Consider the following 14,709-nt stretch of genomic DNA (forward strand, 5'->3'; position numbering starts at 1 on the left):
CTACCGCGCCAGGCGGGTCAGGATCTCGGGTCCGAGGTCCGTGACGTCACCCGCGCCCATGGTGAGAACGAGATCACCGGGCTTGGTCATTCCCGCCACGACCGAGGGAACCTCGGCCTTGTCGTGAACCGGCGTCACGTCCGCGCCCGCAGCCCGTGCCGCCTCGATGATCAGCTCGCTGGTGACGCCCGGGATCGGGTCCTCGCGGGCCGGGTAGATGTCCAGGACGACGGAGGCGTCCGCCAGGGACAGCGCCTGGCCCATCTCCTTGCCCAGCTCCTGGGTGCGGGAGAACAGGTGGGGCTGGAAGACCACGAGGACGCGGCCGGAGGCCCCGGCGCGCATCGCCTCCAGGTCGGCCGTCATCTCCGTCGGGTGGTGCGCGTAGGAGTCGATGACCTGGACGCCGGCCTCCTCGCCCTTCAGCTGGAGGCGGCGCTTCACGCCCGTGTAGGAGGCGAGGGCCGGGGCCAGCTCGGCCGCCGGGATACCCAGCGCCACACCCGCCGCGAGCGCCGCCACCGCGTTGCTCGCGTAGTGGCGGCCGGGGACGGAGACCGCGAAGGTGAGCGGCGCGCCGTCCAGCTCGACGGTGACCTCGCTCGTCAGGCCCTGGGGCACGACGGAGAGGATGCGCACGTCCGCGTCCCGCGATTCGCCGTACGTCACCACGCGGACGTCACGGGCCGTGACGCGCCGGGTCAGCTCCCTCGCACCCGCGTGGTCCGCCGAGATCACCAGCGTGCCGCCCTCGGTGACGCGGTCCACGAACGACTCGAACGACTCGTAGATCTCGTCCATGGACGCGTAGTTGGCGTGGTGGTCCAGCTCCACGTTGAGGATGATCGCGACCTCGGGCGCGTACTTGTGGAAGCTGCGGTCCGACTCGTCGGCCTCGGCGACGAAGATCTCGCCCTCGCCGTGCAGGGCGTTGGAACCGGGGGCGTCGAGGTCGCCGCCGATCGCGTACGACGGGGACAGACCCAGCGACGACAGGGACACCGCCAGCATCGACGTCGTGGTCGTCTTGCCGTGGGTGCCGGCGACGGCGATCGGGCGCAGGCCGTCCATCAGACGGGCGAGGGCGTCCGAGCGGTGGACCACCGGGATGCCGAGCTCCGCCGCGCGGGCCAGCTCGGGGTTGTCGGCGCGGATCGCCGAGGAGACCACGACGCAGGTGGCGTCGGAGGCGAGGTGGTCGGCCGCGTGGCCGATGTGCACCGTCGCGCCGAGCGCGCGCAGGGCCTCGGCGGTCGCGGACTCCTTCGCGTCGCTGCCCGCCACCTTGGCCCCGCGCTGCGCGAGGATCTTCGCGATGCCCGACATTCCGGCGCCGCCGATGCCGATGAAGTGCGGTCGGTCCATGGCGGTAGGAAGGCCGGGTGCCATGCGCTGTTCTCCCCAAGATCCGGTACGAGGCTGAGCGCGCCCACGGACGGAGCGCGCCCCCAGCCTATTGCGTGCGGCGTCCGGCGCCCTGCAAGGGGCGTCGGCGATGGTGCCGGGGCGGCGGCGACGATGCCGGGACGGGGGGCGATGGTGCCGGGACGCGGGGCGATGGTGCCGGGACGGGAGCGCGGGAGGGCGGCGTCCGTCATGCGGCTCCGCCGCGCGGGTGCGACCAGCCACGCGGCACCGCACCCACACGGCACCGCACCCCCGCGACACCCCCACCCCCGCGCCGCCGACCGCGCCCACGGCCGAGCCCAGGCGGGGGCGTCACGCCTTGCTGTGCGAGAACAGCTTCAGCACCGGCACACCGACCTTGTGGCGGGCCCGGGAGGCCCAGTCGCGGTGGAAGAACTCCTCCACGTAGTGCGGGTCGGTCAGCACGATGACCTCGTCGGCGTCGATCTCGTCGACGAGCGCCTTCAGGGCGTCCAGCGGATGGTCCTCGATGAGCCGGCCCTCCGCCTCGCTGCCGGCCGAGCGCAGCGCCAGCAGCGACACGTCGAGGGCCTGCTGCCCCTGTCCGACGGCGTCCTCGCCCTCCGGCGTCTCGTTCTCGTGGGCCGCCTCGTCCAGCTCACCGAGCGCGACGTCGTCGATGGCCCGCAGCAGCCGGTCCGCCTGGTCACCCCGGGGCTGGAGCAGCACATGGAAGGCGACGGTCTCGTCCCCGTGCAAGGTGGTGACGAACTCCACGTCGGCGGATGTCAGGGCCTTCTCGATCATCAATACGCTCGTGAACACGACAGGCGCGCCCTTCTCCTCCGTGGGCCGTCCATAGGCCCCTGCGGAAACCATCCTGCCCCGTGACCGCACGGGGTCTGCGAGATTTAGTGTGCCCGGCGGAAGATAAACGGAACGGACCATTCCGCCTACTTGTCAGGTGCGACGGTATCGGGTGTAGAGGAACCCGGCCTCCTCCAGCAGGGACACGAGTTCGAACCGTGCGGGGACCGGGATCGAAGGCCCTCCGGCGATCCGCTGCGCGTCTCCCGCGGCGAGCAGGGGGGACACGCTCAGACAGAGCTCGTCGAGCACTCCGGCCGCGACCAGCTGGCCCAGCAGCCGCGGGCCGCCCTCGGTCAGCAGCCGGGTGAGGCCGAGGTCGCCGAGCGCCCGTACCGCGCGGGCGGGGTCCACGCCCGCCCCGTCCCCGGCGATCACCACCCGGGCGCCCGCCTTCTCGGCCGCCGCGACCCGGTCCGGGGCCGCCGCGGCGCCCGTCAGGACCAGGGTGGGCACCAGGGGCGAGGTGAAGAGCGGCAGCGTGAAGTCCAGGTCGAGGCTCGCCGTGACGACCGCGATCGCGGGCGCGGGACCCTGCCCGGCGACCTCCCGGCGCGCGGCGAAGGCCTCACGCGCGCGTGCCGGGCGGTAACCCTCCTGGCGTACCGTTTCCGCACCGACCATCACGACGTCGGCGAGCCCGCGCAGCACGCCGAAGACGCGCATGTCGGTGGCGCTGGAGATGGGCTGCGAGCGCCCGTCGTGCTGGGCGGCGCCGTCGAGCGTGGAGACCATGTTGGCCCGCAGCCAGGGCGTGCGGACGTCCGGGTAGGCGTACGCCTCGGCCAGTTCGTCGAGCCCCCACTCACGGTCCGTCGTGTCCGGCCCCTGGGCCCCGCCCGAGGCCTGGGCTGCTGTTTCGTAGGTCACAGGGAACAGGCGTCGCATGACGTGCAGTGTGGCACGGCCCGTACAGTGGTTAACCGTGTCGTCCACCACCACCGCCTCCGGGATCGACCCGATAGCCGACGCGGCCCCGCTGTCCCTGTGCGCCCGCGAGCCGCACGTCCCCGCCGACCGGCTCGTCGCCGAGATGGTGCCGCCGCCACGCTTCGACTCGGTGCGCTTCGCCACGTACATCCCGGACCCGAACCAGCCGAGCCAGAACGAGGCCGTACGCGTGCTCGAAGGCTTCACGGGCGGTCTCGGCGGGGCGCACGCCACGGGCGCCGGAAAGCGCCGGCTGTTCGGCTTCGGCAAGGCCCCGAAGGCTCCCGCCGGCCCCCGCGGCGTCTACCTGGACGGCGGGTACGGCGTCGGCAAGACCCACCTGCTGGCCTCCCTGTGGCACGCGACCCCGGCGGAGCCCGCGCTCAAGGCGTTCGGCACCTTCGTGGAGCTGACGAACCTGGTCGGCGCGCTCGGCTTCCAGAAGACCGTGCAGACGCTCTCGGGTCACCGTCTTCTGTGTATCGACGAGTTCGAGCTCGACGACCCCGGCGACACCGTGCTCGTCTCCACGCTGCTCGGCAAGCTGGTCGACGCGGGTGTCGCGCTCGCCGCCACCTCGAACACACTGCCGGGCAAGCTCGGCGAGGGGCGGTTCGCGGCGGCCGACTTCCTGCGCGAGATCCAGGGCCTGTCGGCGCACTTCCGCCCGCTGCGCATCGACGGCGAGGACTACCGCCACCGCGGGCTGCCCGAGGCCCCGGCTCCGTTCTCCGACGAACAGGTCACGAAGACGGCGTACGCCACCGCCGGCGCGTCCCTCGACGACTTCCCGCACCTGCTCGACCACCTCGCGCGCGTCCACCCCAGCCGGTACGGTGCTCTGACGGACGGCCTCAGGGCCGTGTGCCTCACCGACGTCCAGCCGGTGCCGGACCAGTCGACGGCGCTGCGCCTCGTCGTGCTGGCCGACCGTCTGTACGACCGCGAGGTACCGGTTCTCGCCTCCGGAATGCCCTTTGACCAGCTGTTCAGCGAGGAGATGCTGAACGGCGGCTACCGCAAGAAGTACTTCCGCGCGATATCCCGGCTCACGGCGCTGGCGCGGGACGCCAAGGGGCTGGTGGAAGCGTAGTTTCCGGCCGCCGAGGTATCGGTTCCGGCCCTCTTCGGGGTGAAACTTTGAGTTAACCCTGCAAACAACTTGCCTTGTTAACCTATGTGTTGACATTGAGAGAAGAGGCGCGGGGAGGGGGCGCATGCTTCGAGGTACGACGGCCCGGACCCTGTTCATGGTGCTCGCCGCCGTCCTGATCAGTCTGCAGCTCTTGTGTCCTGACGATTCGTTCGCGTCCGCGCACAGAGGTGAGGTCGCCTCCAGCGCCGAGGCCGAGCATCCGCACAAGGTGGCGCCGCCCCTGGGCGCCCGCCAGCGGATCCGCGACGAGGACCTCGTCCCCGAGCCGCCGACGCGCGCCCTGTTGGAGAGCGATCCCGCGGGCACATACCCCCCGGCCCCCCTCACCGCCACGCATCCCCGCACGTCGAGATCCTCCGTCGACCATTCCCCCGCGGGACTTCAGGTCTTCCGCTGCTGAGCGGAGCGCTACCCCCCACGCTCCGTTTCGTAAGCCGACGCGCCCTCATGGCGCGCCAGGAGGAACCGACATGCAGCCCCTCATCGACCATGCCCGCTCCTTCGGCCGGCGGCCCGAGGAATTCGCCTCGCTCGCCCACGGCCAGTCCCCCCAAGTGCTGTTCATCACCTGCTCCGACTCCCGGGTCGTCCCGGCCCTGATCACCGGCGCCCGCCCGGGCGAGCTCTTCGAGCTGCGCACCGCGGGCAACATCGTCCCGCCGTACGTCCCCGGCCGGCCGACCTCCGAGGCGGCCACCGTCGAGTACGCGGTGGACGTGCTCGGCGTCCAGGAGATCGTGGTCTGCGGCCACTCGCACTGCGGCGCCGTGGGCGCGCTGGTGCGCGGCGAGGACCTCACCGCCGTACCGGCCGTCCGCGACTGGCTCGCCCAGGCCGAACCCCCGTCCGACGTGCCGGACGACGACCCGGCCGTCGCCGGCGCGGTGTGCAACCACGTCCTCGCCCAATTGCTCAGGCTCCGCGCCTACCCCTGTGTGCAGCGGGCCCTGACGGCTGGTCAGCTGCGCGTGCACGGCTGGTACTACGAGGTGCACACCGGCGCCGTGCGCGTGCACCGGCCGGACACCGACTCCTTCGAGGCGCTGTGAGCGCCGCGATGAAGTACCCGGGCCTCGCGGGGCGATTCCCCCACCTGCGGCAGGACTTCGCCGCCTCGATCGTGGTGTTCCTGGTCGCCCTGCCGCTGTGCGTGGGCGTCGCCGTCGCCTCCGGCGTACCGGCCGAACTCGGGCTGGTCACCGGCATCGTGGGCGGTGTCGTCACCGGCCTGATGCGCGGCAGCAGCCTCCAGGTGTCGGGCCCGGCCGCCGGGTTGACCGTGCTGGTCTTCGAGGCGGTACGGGCGTACGGGCTCGCCGTCCTCGGAGTCGTCGTGCTCGCCACGGGAGTCCTCCAACTCCTCATGGGCGCCCTGAAGCTGGGGCGTTACTTCCGGGCGATCTCGGTGGCCGTCGTCGAGGGCATGCTGGCCGGGATCGGTCTCGTGCTGATCGCCGGGCAGCTCTACTCGATGGCGGGCCTCAAGGCACCGGCGTCCGGGCTCGACAAGATCACCGGACTGCCCGAGGCGCTCGTCGACACGGCCCGCAGCACCGAGGCGCTGGCCTCGGTCGGGCTCGGGGCCGGCACCATCGCCGTACTGGTCCTGTGGAAGCGGCTGCCACGGCGCGTGCGTACGGTGCCGGGGGCGCTCGGCGCGGTCGCGCTGGCCACCCTCGCCGCCCTGGCGTTCGCACTGCCCGTGGCCACGGTCGAGGTGCGGGGGCTGGTCGGCTCGGTACAGCTGCCCTCCCTCGACGCCCTCGGCGAGCTCGCGCACCCCGGCGTGCTCGGCACGCTCCTCGCCTTCACCCTGATCGCCTCCGCCGAATCCCTGTTCAGCGCCGCCGCCGTGGACCGGCTGCACGACGGGCCGCGGACCGACTACGACAAGGAGCTGATGGCGCAGGGCGCGGGCAACACGGTCTGCGGGCTGCTCGGTGCGCTGCCGATGACCGCCGTGATCGTCCGCAGTGCGGCGAACGTCCAGGCGGGAGCGCGGACGAAGGCGTCCCGCGTGCTGCACGGCGTGTGGCTGCTGTTGTTCGCGGCGCTACTGCCCGCCGCGCTCGGGGTCATCCCGCTGCCCGCCCTCGCGGGCGTCCTGGTGCACGCGGGCTGGAAGCTCATTCCGCTCCGCGCGATAGCGTCGCTGTGGCGCGAGCACCGGGGCGAGGCGCTGATCCTCGTCGTCACCGCCGTGTCGATCGTCGCCGTCAGCATGTTCGAGGGCGTCCTGATCGGGCTCGCGCTGGCGGTCGTCAAGACGGCGTGGGAGGCCTCGCACGTACGTCTGGAGGTCATAGACAAGGGCGCGGGTCCCGTCCAGGCGTACCTGTCGGGCAACGCGACCTTCCTGCGGCTGCCCAAGATGCTGGACAGCCTGGAGGCGCTGCCGCAGGACCGGCCCGTCGAACTGGACCTCTCCGGTCTGCACCATCTGGACCACGCGTGCCGGACCGCGCTGGAGAACTGGTCGGCGCGGCACAGTGCGACGGGAATCGAGCCGGTGAAGGTCACCGATCCGGTGACGGCCACGGATCGGGTGAAGGCCACGGATCGGGTGAAGGCCACACCGGTGCCGCCGGGGTCGTGAAGCGCTCGTGAACCAGGGGCTGGGCTCGCTTCACGGCGAGCCCGGCCCTACGACGTAAAATAGACATACTGGTCATCATTGGCGGCTCGGAAGGGGGTCGTCATGCTCGAGGAACTCATCGTCGCGGGGGTGGCGGCAGGTTCGGCCTGTCTGGTCTATGTCACGGCGGCGGCCCGGGTCGTCAAGCAGTACGAGCGCGGGGTGGTCTTCCGGCTGGGACGGCTGGCCGGTGATGTGCGCGGTCCGGGCTTCACCATGGTGATCCCGGGCGTGGACCGGCTGCGCAAGGTCAACATGCAGATCGTGACGCTGCCCATTCCGGCCCAGGAGGGCATCACCCGGGACAACGTGACGGTCCGGGTCGACGCGGTCGTCTACTTCAAGGTGGTCGACGCGGCGAACGCGATCATCCAGGTCGAGGACTACCGCTTCGCGGTCTCGCAGATGGCGCAGACCTCACTGCGGTCCATCATCGGCAAGAGCGACCTCGACGACCTCCTCTCCAACCGCGAGAAGCTCAACCAGGGCCTGGAGCTGATGATCGACAGCCCGGCGATCGGCTGGGGCGTGCAGATCGACCGGGTGGAGATCAAGGACGTGTCGCTGCCGGAGACGATGAAGCGCTCGATGGCCCGGCAGGCCGAGGCCGACCGGGAGCGGCGCGCCCGGATCATCAACGCGGACGCGGAGCTCCAGGCCTCCAAGAAGCTCGCGGAGGCTGCCGGGGTCATGTCGGAGCAGCCCGCCGCGCTCCAACTGCGGCTGCTGCAAACGGTGGTGGCGGTCGCCGCCGAGAAGAACTCGACGCTGGTCCTGCCCTTCCCGGTGGAGCTGCTGCGGTTCCTGGAGCGCGCACAGGCCGGACAGCCGCCCACCGCGGCCGAACAACCGCCCAGGGTCGAGCGGCCGACGCCCGAGCGACCCGATGAGCTCGTCGAGCCCCTCCCCCTCAGTGAAGTCGTGTCGCTGGATGAGCCCGAGCCGCTGGATGAGCCCGGCCCGTCCGACGAGCCGGTGGCTCTCGACGTGCCGGAGGAACCCGATGAGTTCAGGGGCGACAAGTGACCGCGGATCAATTCCCCTGCCCGCCGGCCCATCCGCTGCCGGCGTCGTCGGCATGAAGCGTGCCGCTGTGAACACGACGACGCCGGAGAGTGTCCCGGCGCGCTGACCGCTGACGTGAGTCCGAAGCCCCGGGTCGAGTGCCCCGGGGCTTCGCCGTGCGGGCACCGTCCCTCCCTCGTGAGGAGACCGCCATGCACGACCACCGCCGACTCGGCCGCGACCTGCACCTGTTCGACACCGACCCCTTGATCGGCGCGGGCCTGCCGTACTGGCTGCCCGACGGCGCTGCCGTGCGGCACGCCCTGGAGGAGTACGCCCGCGACGCCGAGCGGCGGGCGGGCTAGCGGCACGTGTACTCACCCGTGCTGGGCAAACGGGAGCTGTACGAGATCTCCGGGCACTGGTCCGGGCCGCGTGGACGCCGAGTGCGGCGTACGCCTGTCTGATCAACTCCAGGGCGGCGTGGGCCTCTTGGGCCACCTGGTCCGGGGTGCAGAAGACGTGCGCGTCGTTGAGCTGGATGGCGCGGACGCGGGTGAGTCCGCCGAGCACGCCGGACAGCTCGGAGCGGTACATGGCCGAGCGCTTCGACCTGCACTGCACCGGCCCCGACGGCGCGAAACACCGGCCGGTCGTGGTCCACCGCAGCGTCATCGGCAGCCTGGAACGGGCCGTCGCCCACCTCATCGAGGTGCACGGCGGAGCGTTCCCGGCCTGGCCGGCCCCGACCCAGCTGGTGGCCCTGCCGGTCTCCGACGCCGAGGCCGACGGGGCGGCGGGCTGGTGCGCTGCCGCGACCGGGGGCTCCGGGCCGAGCTCGCCACCCCGGACCAGGGCACCCTGGGTGCCCGGGTGCGCGCCGCCCGCCTCGTCCCGTACCAGGCGGTGATCGGCCCCAGGGAGGCCGCCGCCGACCGGATCGCCCCGCGCCTGCGCGACGGCCGCCGCCTCGACGCCCTCCCCCCACCGAGACCCTGCATCACATCGCACGGTTGATCGAATCTCACAGCACCGACCTGCTCGACCACGACCATGAGGCCTGATCGCGAGTAGCGGGCCCCGGCCGCCCGTCGCACCATCGAGGGACACGGCCGGAAGGGGTACGCGGTGGCCAAGAAGGACGGCAAAAGTGACGGCAAAAAGGACGGGAAGAGGGACGGCGGGAAGGCCGACAGGAAAAGCGACACGAAGAACGGCAGGAAGGACGGCGGGGAGCGCAGCGAGGTAAAGCCTCGGGGCAAGGCCGGGAACGAGGCGAGGGGCAAGGTCGAAGCGGCGGCGAAGGGCCGGGAGCAGGCGCCCGACCACCTCCGCGAGCTGCTGCGCCTGCGCGGCGGCCAGAGCGTCGACCTCTCCTCGTACCGCACCCGGGCCACCCCCGCCGGTCCGCCCGACAAGGCCGCCGGTCTCGCCGCCACCGCCCGCATGGGCGAACACCTCGCCGGCCTCCAGGAACGCCTGTGGGCGGCGAGCACGGCCGGTGACCGGCGCCGTGTCCTGCTGGTCCTCCAGGGCATGGACACGAGCGGCAAAGGCGGCACGGTCAAGCACGTCACCAGGCCTCTCAACCCCTCGGGCTGCCGCATCCGGGCCTTCAGGGCGCCGACCCCCGAGGAGCGCAAGCACCCCTTCCTCTGGCGGATCAGGCGGGCACTTCCCGAGGCCGGCGAGATCGGCGTCTTCGACCGCTCGCACTACGAGGACGTCCTGATCGCCCGTGTCCGCGACCTGGCCCCGCACCGGGAGATCGCCCACCGCTACGGCGAGATCAACCGGTTCGAGCAGTCCCTGGCCGACGACGGCTTCACCATCGTGAAGTGCTTCCTGCACATCTCGTACGAGGAGCAGCGCCGCCGCCTCCTCGCCCGCCTCGACAACCCCGCCAAACACTGGAAGTTCAACGTCGGCGACATCGACGACCGCGACCTGTGGCCCGCGTACCAGAAGGCGTACGAGATCGCCCTGGAGCGCTGCTCGACCCCACAGGCTCCCTGGTACCTGATTCCCGCCGACCGCAAGTGGTACCGGAACTGGGCGATCAGCAAGCTCCTCCTGGAGCACCTGGAGGCACTGGATCCGCAGTACCCGAAGGCGGACTTCGACATGGAGGAGAGCCGGCGGCGCCTGCTCGCGCAGGCCCCGGACCCCGGTGCGCGGCTCTAGGCGGGTGACTTCGGCGCCGTATCCGCGCGGCATGGGCCTGAAATAATCCGATTATCACATTTATGTCGATATCTTCATTCGGTGATCATTCCTGTACGACGATTCGCCGCGACCTGTGCCCTCGGCACCCTCGGGATCGCGCTCGCCGCCTGTGGTGCCCCCGGCACCCCGCACACCGCCCGCCCAGGGCACCCCGCGTCCGCCACCAGCGCCGCTCCCTCCCGGCCGCCGACGCTCGCTCCCGGCCCCTCCGGGCTCACCCCCGTCTTCGAGAACGGCCCGCGTACGCCGGACAAGACCGTCGCGCTGACCTTCGACGCGGACATGACCGCGGATCAGGGGCCACGCGCCGCGGCCGGGGAGCACTTTGACAATCCGCAGCTGATCGCCACGCTGCGCGGGTTCAAGGTGCCGGCCACCGTGTTCATGACGGGGCGGTGGGCGGACGAGTATCCGCAGGAGGCCAAGGACATCGGGCAGGACCCGCTGTTCGAGGTCGCCAACCACTCGTACAGCCACTACGCCTTCACGGGCGACTGCTACGGGCTGCCGACCGTCCCCGAGGAGTCGATGCGCTCGGACGTGGAGCGGGCGTTCACCTCCATCAAGAAGGCGGGGGTGAAGAACGTGATGCCGTACTTCCGTTTCCCCGGTGGGTGCTACGACCAGCGGGCGCTGCGGGCGCTGAGCCCGCTCGGCGTGACCCCGGTGCAGTGGGACGTGGTGAGCGGGGACGCGTTCGCGACGGACGTGGATGCCGTGGCACGGCAGGTGCTGGAGGGCGTGCGGCCGGGGTCCGTGGTCGTGATGCACTGCACGCGGAGCGCCGCTCCCACGACCGAGCGGGCGCTGCACACGATCGTTCCCGAGCTGCGGAAGCAGGGGTACCGGTTCGTGAAGGTGTCCGAGCTCATCGGGGCGACGACAGGCGGGCACCGGTAGGCACGCCCCGGTCCCGGCCGACGACTGGCGGGCGCCCATGGGGACGCCCCGGTCCCGGCCTACGCTGGGACCATGAGCGACTACTGCGGCACGGACCCGGTCTCCACGCCTCCCGGCACGGACCCGGCCCCCGCGCCTCCCGGCACGGCGGGCGAGCCCTTCGCCGAGTGTGTGCTGTGCCAGAAGCCGACGGAGTACTCGGAGTCGTACAAGGGGATCACGCTGTGTCTGGTCTGTGAGTGGCAGGAGGCGCAGCGCAGCGCCTGCTCGGGCTGAGCGGCGCGGCTCAGCCCGACCGGCGGGTGGTGAGCGCGCAGGCCGCGGTGATCGCGGCCGCCGCCAGGAGCGCGGCACCCGCCAGCGGCAGCAGCGGCGCGGGAACCGTGCCGGCCCGCGAGCCGGTGATCAGGTCGGTGAGCGCCGCGTGGGCCGGGGAGCCCGTCACCACCAGCGCGAGGAGCGCCGCGAGCAGCATCGCGGGGACCGCGCGCCCCGGCGAGCGCAGCAGCGGCCAGGTCGTGAGCGCGCCGACGGCGGTGCCGAGCAGCGCGCAGACGAGGGCCGCGAGGAGCCCGGCGCCGGCCGCCGCGAGCACCGGCACCCGCTTCTGGTGGTCCGTGCTCGTCGGATCGCTGATCACCGTGACGATCACGGTCGCCGTCGCCCCGATGAGCACGGCCGCGCCCAGCGCGACGGCCAGGCAGGCCAGGTGCGCCCGTCCGGGGCCGACCGCCGCTCCCACGCAACCGCGTGCCGCGGGCGGCTCGTTGGTCGCGCAGATCCGTACCAGCCAGGCGGCGACGGGCAGCACGGCCGCCGCCGCGTAGCCCAGCGAGTCGAGCACCGGCTGGCCGCTCTGCACCCCGATGGCGAGGAACGCCGCGTACAGGATGAACGGCGGCAACCAGCGCTGGGAGCGCAGCAGGAGGGCGGCCTGGTAGCGGAGGAGGGCGGTCATCGGCGGCTTTCGGTGTCGAGGGGCGGTACGGCGGTTTCGGGGTGCTCACCCTGGGGGCGCGCGTGGCCGACGGTCACCACGTGCCAGGGCGGGCGGGCGTCCAGCAGCGACCTCAGCAGTACGTCGGAGTGCGACTCGGGCACGGTGAAGCGCGCCGGCCCGGTCGCGGTCCGCTCCACGGACGTCGCGAGCGCCGCCGCCTCGACGGGTGGCCGCGCCCCCGGCGGGCCCGCTGCCTCGACGACGACGTGTGGTCCGGCGACCGCCGAAGTGGTGCTGTCCGTACGGCGGTCGAGGGATCCTTCGAGCACCGTGTAGGTCACGTCCGGTGCCCCCGCCAAGCGGCGCGGGTCGTGGTCGACGAAGACCACGGAGGCGCCGGCCGCGGTGCGTTCCGCGACGGCGCGTTCCAGTTCGGCGCGGGCGGCGGTGTCGAGCCCGGTCCAGGCCTCGTCGAGGACGAGGAGTTCCGGCCCGGCGAGGAGGGCCTGGGCGACGGCGACTTTCTGGCTGCTGCCCTTGGAGAGCTCCGCCATGGGCGTACGGGCGTATCCGGCGGCGCCGAGCCGCTCCAGCCACTCGTCGGCGGCCCGGGCGGCGGCCGTACGGGGCAGGCCGTGGACGGCGCCGAGGTGGGTGAGGTACCCGGCCGCGGTGAAGGGGAGCGCGGCGGGGAAGCGCTCGGGGACGTACGCCGTGCGCGGGCGTCCGGTGATCCGGCCCTCGGTGGGCGCGTCGATCCCGGCGAGGAGACGCAACAGGGTTGATTTTCCGGTGCCGTTGGCGCCCTCGACGCGGATCAAGGTGCCGGGTTGGACGGTCAGGTCCACCCCGCGCAGCACCCAGGGCCCGCGGATGCCGTACCGGCGGCCGACCCCCTCCAGCCGTAGCTCCCCCTTCATGGCGCCCCTTCTCTCTCGTGCCGATCGTCCTCACCCGCCGCCGCTCGGCCTCGCTCGTCCTCGCGACCGCCCGGGAAAGAACCGATCTTCCGCCTGGCAGACTGGAGGACGTGACCAGTGATCCGGCCGTTCCCGGCGGCAGCCCCTTTCGTTCCGAGCGCACCGCGCGTGACGAGGCACAGCAGTTCGTGCTGCCGCTGGTCGTCCGCATCGAGAAGGCCGCTCCCCCGGCACGCACCGACGCCCTGGAGACCGCGGCCCGCGCCGTGCTGACCGTCCTCGACGACGAGCGGTCGCTCGGGGACGGCGAATGGGCGCAGGCGGTGCGGGACTGGCAGGACGCCAGGATCCGCAAGGTCGTCCGGCGGGCGCGCGGCGCCGAGTGGCGGCGGGCCGAGGCGCTGCCGGGTATCACGGTGACCGGGAAGTCCGCCGAGGTGCGCGTCTTCCCGCCGGTCCCGCTGGACGGCTGGCCCAAGGACCTGGCCCGGCTCCAGGTCTCCGGCACGGACCTCGACGACCCGGAGCCGCCGGTGGACGCCGACCTCTCCGCCCCGGTGCTCTGGCTCAACCCCGACCTCGACATGTCGGCCGGCAAGACGATGGCCCAGGCGGGGCACGGCGCCCAGCTGGCCTGGTGGGAACTGTCGGACGAGGAGCGGGCGGCCTGGCGTGACACGGACTTCGCGCTCACCGTCCGTGTCGCGGACCCGGCCCGCTGGCGTGAACTCACCACCTCCGGGCTGCCGTTGGTCCGCGACGCGGGATTCACGGAGATCGCCCCGGGGTCGTGCACGGTGGTCGCGGACCATCCGGCGCTGCGCGGCTGACAGGCCGTCCCCCACACCAACGCCCCCGCGTGGCAGGGAAGTTACCCGGGCGGGGCGAAGTGGCCGATCAAGGCGGACGGCCGGCGGGCGTGACCCTCACGGGGGAGGCGTCCACCGCGCATCAGCGTGACGATTCCGCAGCCCGCTCCAGAAGGTCTCCGTCAGGAGGCCCGGGTCATCCTCCCCCTCGACCGGCTCGACGGTCCGGTGCGGCTCACAGCACGGGCCGGCCGTACTCGATCTCAGCGGCCGGCCGACGTCTGGTCATCGCGTCCCAGCCCTCGGCCTCGGCCAGTTCTCGCGCGGCGGTGACGATCAGCCGCTCGCGCTCCACTCGTTCTCGCGCTCAGCTCGTTCTCGCTCTCTCGGGGCGTCTGGATCGACATGGCTGAAATGCTAGCGCCGCTAGTATTCATGTCGGGGCTATGCTAGCTTCGCTCCTGTTCCTGGCAGCGCTAGAAAAGGGGATCCGACATGCTCACACCGATCGCTTACGGCCTCGCCGGCGTGCTCGACCTGTTCGTCGTGTTCATCGGCGCGCGGTTCCTGCTCCAGCCGCAGCCGGCCGCCGCCGGGTACGGCGTCCCCGCCAAGCCGAACGGTGACGCCGCCTACCTCACGATCAAGGGCCTGCGCGATGCCACCTTCGGCATCATGGGTCTCGTCCTGCTCGCCTTCGCCGGCGCCACCGCCCAGGCGTGGTTCATGCTGGTCGTCGCCCTGGCGCCACTCGGCGACACCCTGATAGTCCTGCGTCACGGCGGCACCAGGGCCACCGCGTTCGGAATTCACTTCGCCACGGCCGTCGTTGTCCTCATCAGCGCCGGCCTCCTCTTCGCGGTCTGAAAGGCCCGACGACCGAAGGCCCAAGGTCGAAGACCGACGTCCGCCGCCCGATCCACCGCCCGAACCGTCGCCCGATCCACCGCCCG

At 72.2% G+C, this 14,709-nt stretch carries 17 protein-coding genes and 2 pseudogenes; 12 read left to right on the forward strand and 7 right to left on the reverse strand.

Translation table 11 applies throughout. The features are described 5' to 3' along the window. From murC to ACFVXA_RS09640, 3 genes are all read right to left on the reverse strand, one after another. Positions 1-1,389: a UDP-N-acetylmuramate--L-alanine ligase gene (murC, locus tag ACFVXA_RS09630; protein WP_362017368.1), complete on the reverse strand. Its 1,389-nt coding sequence runs from the start codon at positions 1,387-1,389 to the stop codon at positions 1-3. Between the two features lie 330 nt (positions 1,390-1,719). After that, positions 1,720-2,193, reverse strand: coding sequence for an indole-3-glycerol phosphate synthase (locus tag ACFVXA_RS09635; protein ID WP_362017366.1), 474 nt, complete (start codon positions 2,191-2,193; stop codon positions 1,720-1,722). Between the two features lie 135 nt (positions 2,194-2,328). After that, positions 2,329-3,123 (reverse strand): pyrimidine reductase family protein, encoded by a 795-nt coding sequence (locus ACFVXA_RS09640; protein WP_383738251.1) that lies wholly within the window; start codon positions 3,121-3,123, stop codon positions 2,329-2,331. Between the two features lie 37 nt (positions 3,124-3,160). Here ACFVXA_RS09640 and zapE point away from each other — a divergent pair, with 37 nt between their 5' ends. The 6 genes from zapE (at position 3,161) to ACFVXA_RS09670 (ending at position 8,326) form a co-directional block, all read left to right on the forward strand. Further along, entirely contained in the window at positions 3,161-4,258 is a 1,098-nt protein-coding gene (zapE, locus tag ACFVXA_RS09645) for a cell division protein ZapE (RefSeq protein WP_383738254.1), read from the forward strand. Positions 4,259-4,382: 124 nt separating this feature from the next. After that, positions 4,383-4,721, forward strand: coding sequence for a hypothetical protein (locus ACFVXA_RS09650; RefSeq protein WP_362017360.1), 339 nt, complete (start codon positions 4,383-4,385; stop codon positions 4,719-4,721). 70 nt (positions 4,722-4,791) lie between these two features. Further along, positions 4,792-5,370, forward strand: a complete 579-nt coding sequence (locus ACFVXA_RS09655) for a carbonic anhydrase (protein WP_362017358.1) — start codon at positions 4,792-4,794, stop codon at positions 5,368-5,370. A gap of 8 nt (positions 5,371-5,378) precedes the next feature. Then, positions 5,379-6,917, forward strand: coding sequence for a SulP family inorganic anion transporter (locus ACFVXA_RS09660; RefSeq protein WP_362017619.1), 1,539 nt, complete (start codon positions 5,379-5,381; stop codon positions 6,915-6,917). 102 nt (positions 6,918-7,019) lie between these two features. Beyond that, a complete protein-coding gene (locus tag ACFVXA_RS09665) occupies positions 7,020-7,982 on the forward strand; it encodes a slipin family protein (RefSeq protein ID WP_390024528.1) in 963 nt (320 codons plus the stop codon). A gap of 191 nt (positions 7,983-8,173) precedes the next feature. After that, the gene (locus ACFVXA_RS09670; protein ID WP_390024530.1) at positions 8,174-8,326 is read left to right on the forward strand and encodes a hypothetical protein; all 153 of its coding nucleotides are present in this window, start codon (positions 8,174-8,176) and stop codon (positions 8,324-8,326) included. A gap of 124 nt (positions 8,327-8,450) precedes the next feature. Here the strand turns inward: ACFVXA_RS09670 and ACFVXA_RS09675 are convergent. Then, positions 8,451-8,636, reverse strand: a pseudogene (locus tag ACFVXA_RS09675) (hypothetical protein); the annotation flags it as partial. Here ACFVXA_RS09675 and ACFVXA_RS09680 point away from each other — a divergent pair. The 4 genes from ACFVXA_RS09680 (at position 8,557) to ACFVXA_RS09695 (ending at position 11,363) form a co-directional block, all read left to right on the forward strand. After that, a complete protein-coding gene (locus ACFVXA_RS09680) occupies positions 8,557-8,871 on the forward strand; it encodes a hypothetical protein (protein ID WP_390024532.1) in 315 nt (104 codons plus the stop codon). The pseudogene ACFVXA_RS09675 and the gene ACFVXA_RS09680 overlap by 80 nt on opposite strands. Before the next feature lie 428 nt (positions 8,872-9,299). Then, positions 9,300-10,145, forward strand: a complete 846-nt coding sequence (locus ACFVXA_RS09685; protein WP_362017618.1) for a PPK2 family polyphosphate kinase — start codon at positions 9,300-9,302, stop codon at positions 10,143-10,145. Between the two features lie 81 nt (positions 10,146-10,226). Further along, complete coding sequence (locus tag ACFVXA_RS09690) at positions 10,227-11,087, forward strand: polysaccharide deacetylase family protein (protein ID WP_383738260.1); 861 nt, start codon at positions 10,227-10,229, stop codon at positions 11,085-11,087. A 72-nt stretch (positions 11,088-11,159) separates the two neighbouring features. Next, the gene (locus ACFVXA_RS09695; protein ID WP_362017352.1) at positions 11,160-11,363 is read left to right on the forward strand and encodes a hypothetical protein; all 204 of its coding nucleotides are present in this window, start codon (positions 11,160-11,162) and stop codon (positions 11,361-11,363) included. Between the two features lie 10 nt (positions 11,364-11,373). Here ACFVXA_RS09695 and ACFVXA_RS09700 read toward each other — a convergent pair whose 3' ends face one another. Next, positions 11,374-12,045 carry an ABC transporter gene (locus ACFVXA_RS09700; protein WP_362017350.1) on the reverse strand — a complete coding sequence of 224 codons (672 nt, stop codon included), beginning with the start codon at positions 12,043-12,045 and terminating at the stop codon, positions 11,374-11,376. After that, a complete protein-coding gene (locus ACFVXA_RS09705) occupies positions 12,042-12,947 on the reverse strand; it encodes an ATP-binding cassette domain-containing protein (protein ID WP_389744836.1) in 906 nt (301 codons plus the stop codon). Before ACFVXA_RS09705 ends, ACFVXA_RS09700 begins: the two co-directional genes overlap by 4 nt. A gap of 110 nt (positions 12,948-13,057) precedes the next feature. Between ACFVXA_RS09705 and ACFVXA_RS09710 the strand changes: the two genes are divergently transcribed. Continuing rightward, the gene (locus ACFVXA_RS09710) at positions 13,058-13,777 is read left to right on the forward strand and encodes an aminoacyl-tRNA hydrolase (protein WP_362017346.1); all 720 of its coding nucleotides are present in this window, start codon (positions 13,058-13,060) and stop codon (positions 13,775-13,777) included. 217 nt (positions 13,778-13,994) lie between these two features. On the opposite strand, the pseudogene ACFVXA_RS09715 reads toward ACFVXA_RS09710, so the two are convergent. Continuing rightward, positions 13,995-14,111: pseudogene (locus tag ACFVXA_RS09715) on the reverse strand (TetR family transcriptional regulator); the annotation flags it as partial. A gap of 140 nt (positions 14,112-14,251) precedes the next feature. Here ACFVXA_RS09715 and ACFVXA_RS09720 point away from each other — a divergent pair. Next, the gene (locus ACFVXA_RS09720) at positions 14,252-14,623 is read left to right on the forward strand and encodes a DUF4267 domain-containing protein (protein WP_390024534.1); all 372 of its coding nucleotides are present in this window, start codon (positions 14,252-14,254) and stop codon (positions 14,621-14,623) included. Positions 14,624-14,709 lie beyond the last annotated feature (86 nt).

The sequence above is a fragment of the Streptomyces sp. NPDC058246 genome, assembly GCF_042881985.1.
Taxonomy (GTDB): Bacteria; Actinomycetota; Actinomycetes; order Streptomycetales; family Streptomycetaceae; genus Streptomyces.

Excerpts from the sequence above, each read along its gene's own strand:
- ACFVXA_RS09720 (WP_390024534.1), top strand. The coding sequence starts at position 14,252 with ATGCTCACACCGATCGCTTACGGCCTCGCCGGCGTGCTCGACCTGTTC.
- ACFVXA_RS09680 (WP_390024532.1), top strand. The coding sequence starts at position 8,557 with ATGGCCGAGCGCTTCGACCTGCACTGCACCGGCCCCGACGGCGCGAAA.
- ACFVXA_RS09650 (WP_362017360.1), top strand. The coding sequence starts at position 4,383 with ATGCTTCGAGGTACGACGGCCCGGACCCTGTTCATGGTGCTCGCCGCC.
- ACFVXA_RS09655 (WP_362017358.1), top strand. The coding sequence starts at position 4,792 with ATGCAGCCCCTCATCGACCATGCCCGCTCCTTCGGCCGGCGGCCCGAG.
- murC (WP_362017368.1), bottom strand. The coding sequence starts at position 1,389 with ATGGCACCCGGCCTTCCTACCGCCATGGACCGACCGCACTTCATCGGC.
- ACFVXA_RS09665 (WP_390024528.1), top strand. The coding sequence starts at position 7,020 with ATGCTCGAGGAACTCATCGTCGCGGGGGTGGCGGCAGGTTCGGCCTGT.
- ACFVXA_RS09660 (WP_362017619.1), top strand. The coding sequence starts at position 5,379 with ATGAAGTACCCGGGCCTCGCGGGGCGATTCCCCCACCTGCGGCAGGAC.
- ACFVXA_RS09705 (WP_389744836.1), bottom strand. The coding sequence starts at position 12,947 with ATGAAGGGGGAGCTACGGCTGGAGGGGGTCGGCCGCCGGTACGGCATC.
- ACFVXA_RS09700 (WP_362017350.1), bottom strand. The coding sequence starts at position 12,045 with ATGACCGCCCTCCTCCGCTACCAGGCCGCCCTCCTGCTGCGCTCCCAG.
- ACFVXA_RS09670 (WP_390024530.1), top strand. The coding sequence starts at position 8,174 with ATGCACGACCACCGCCGACTCGGCCGCGACCTGCACCTGTTCGACACC.
- ACFVXA_RS09640 (WP_383738251.1), bottom strand. The coding sequence starts at position 3,123 with ATGCGACGCCTGTTCCCTGTGACCTACGAAACAGCAGCCCAGGCCTCG.
- ACFVXA_RS09695 (WP_362017352.1), top strand. The coding sequence starts at position 11,160 with ATGAGCGACTACTGCGGCACGGACCCGGTCTCCACGCCTCCCGGCACG.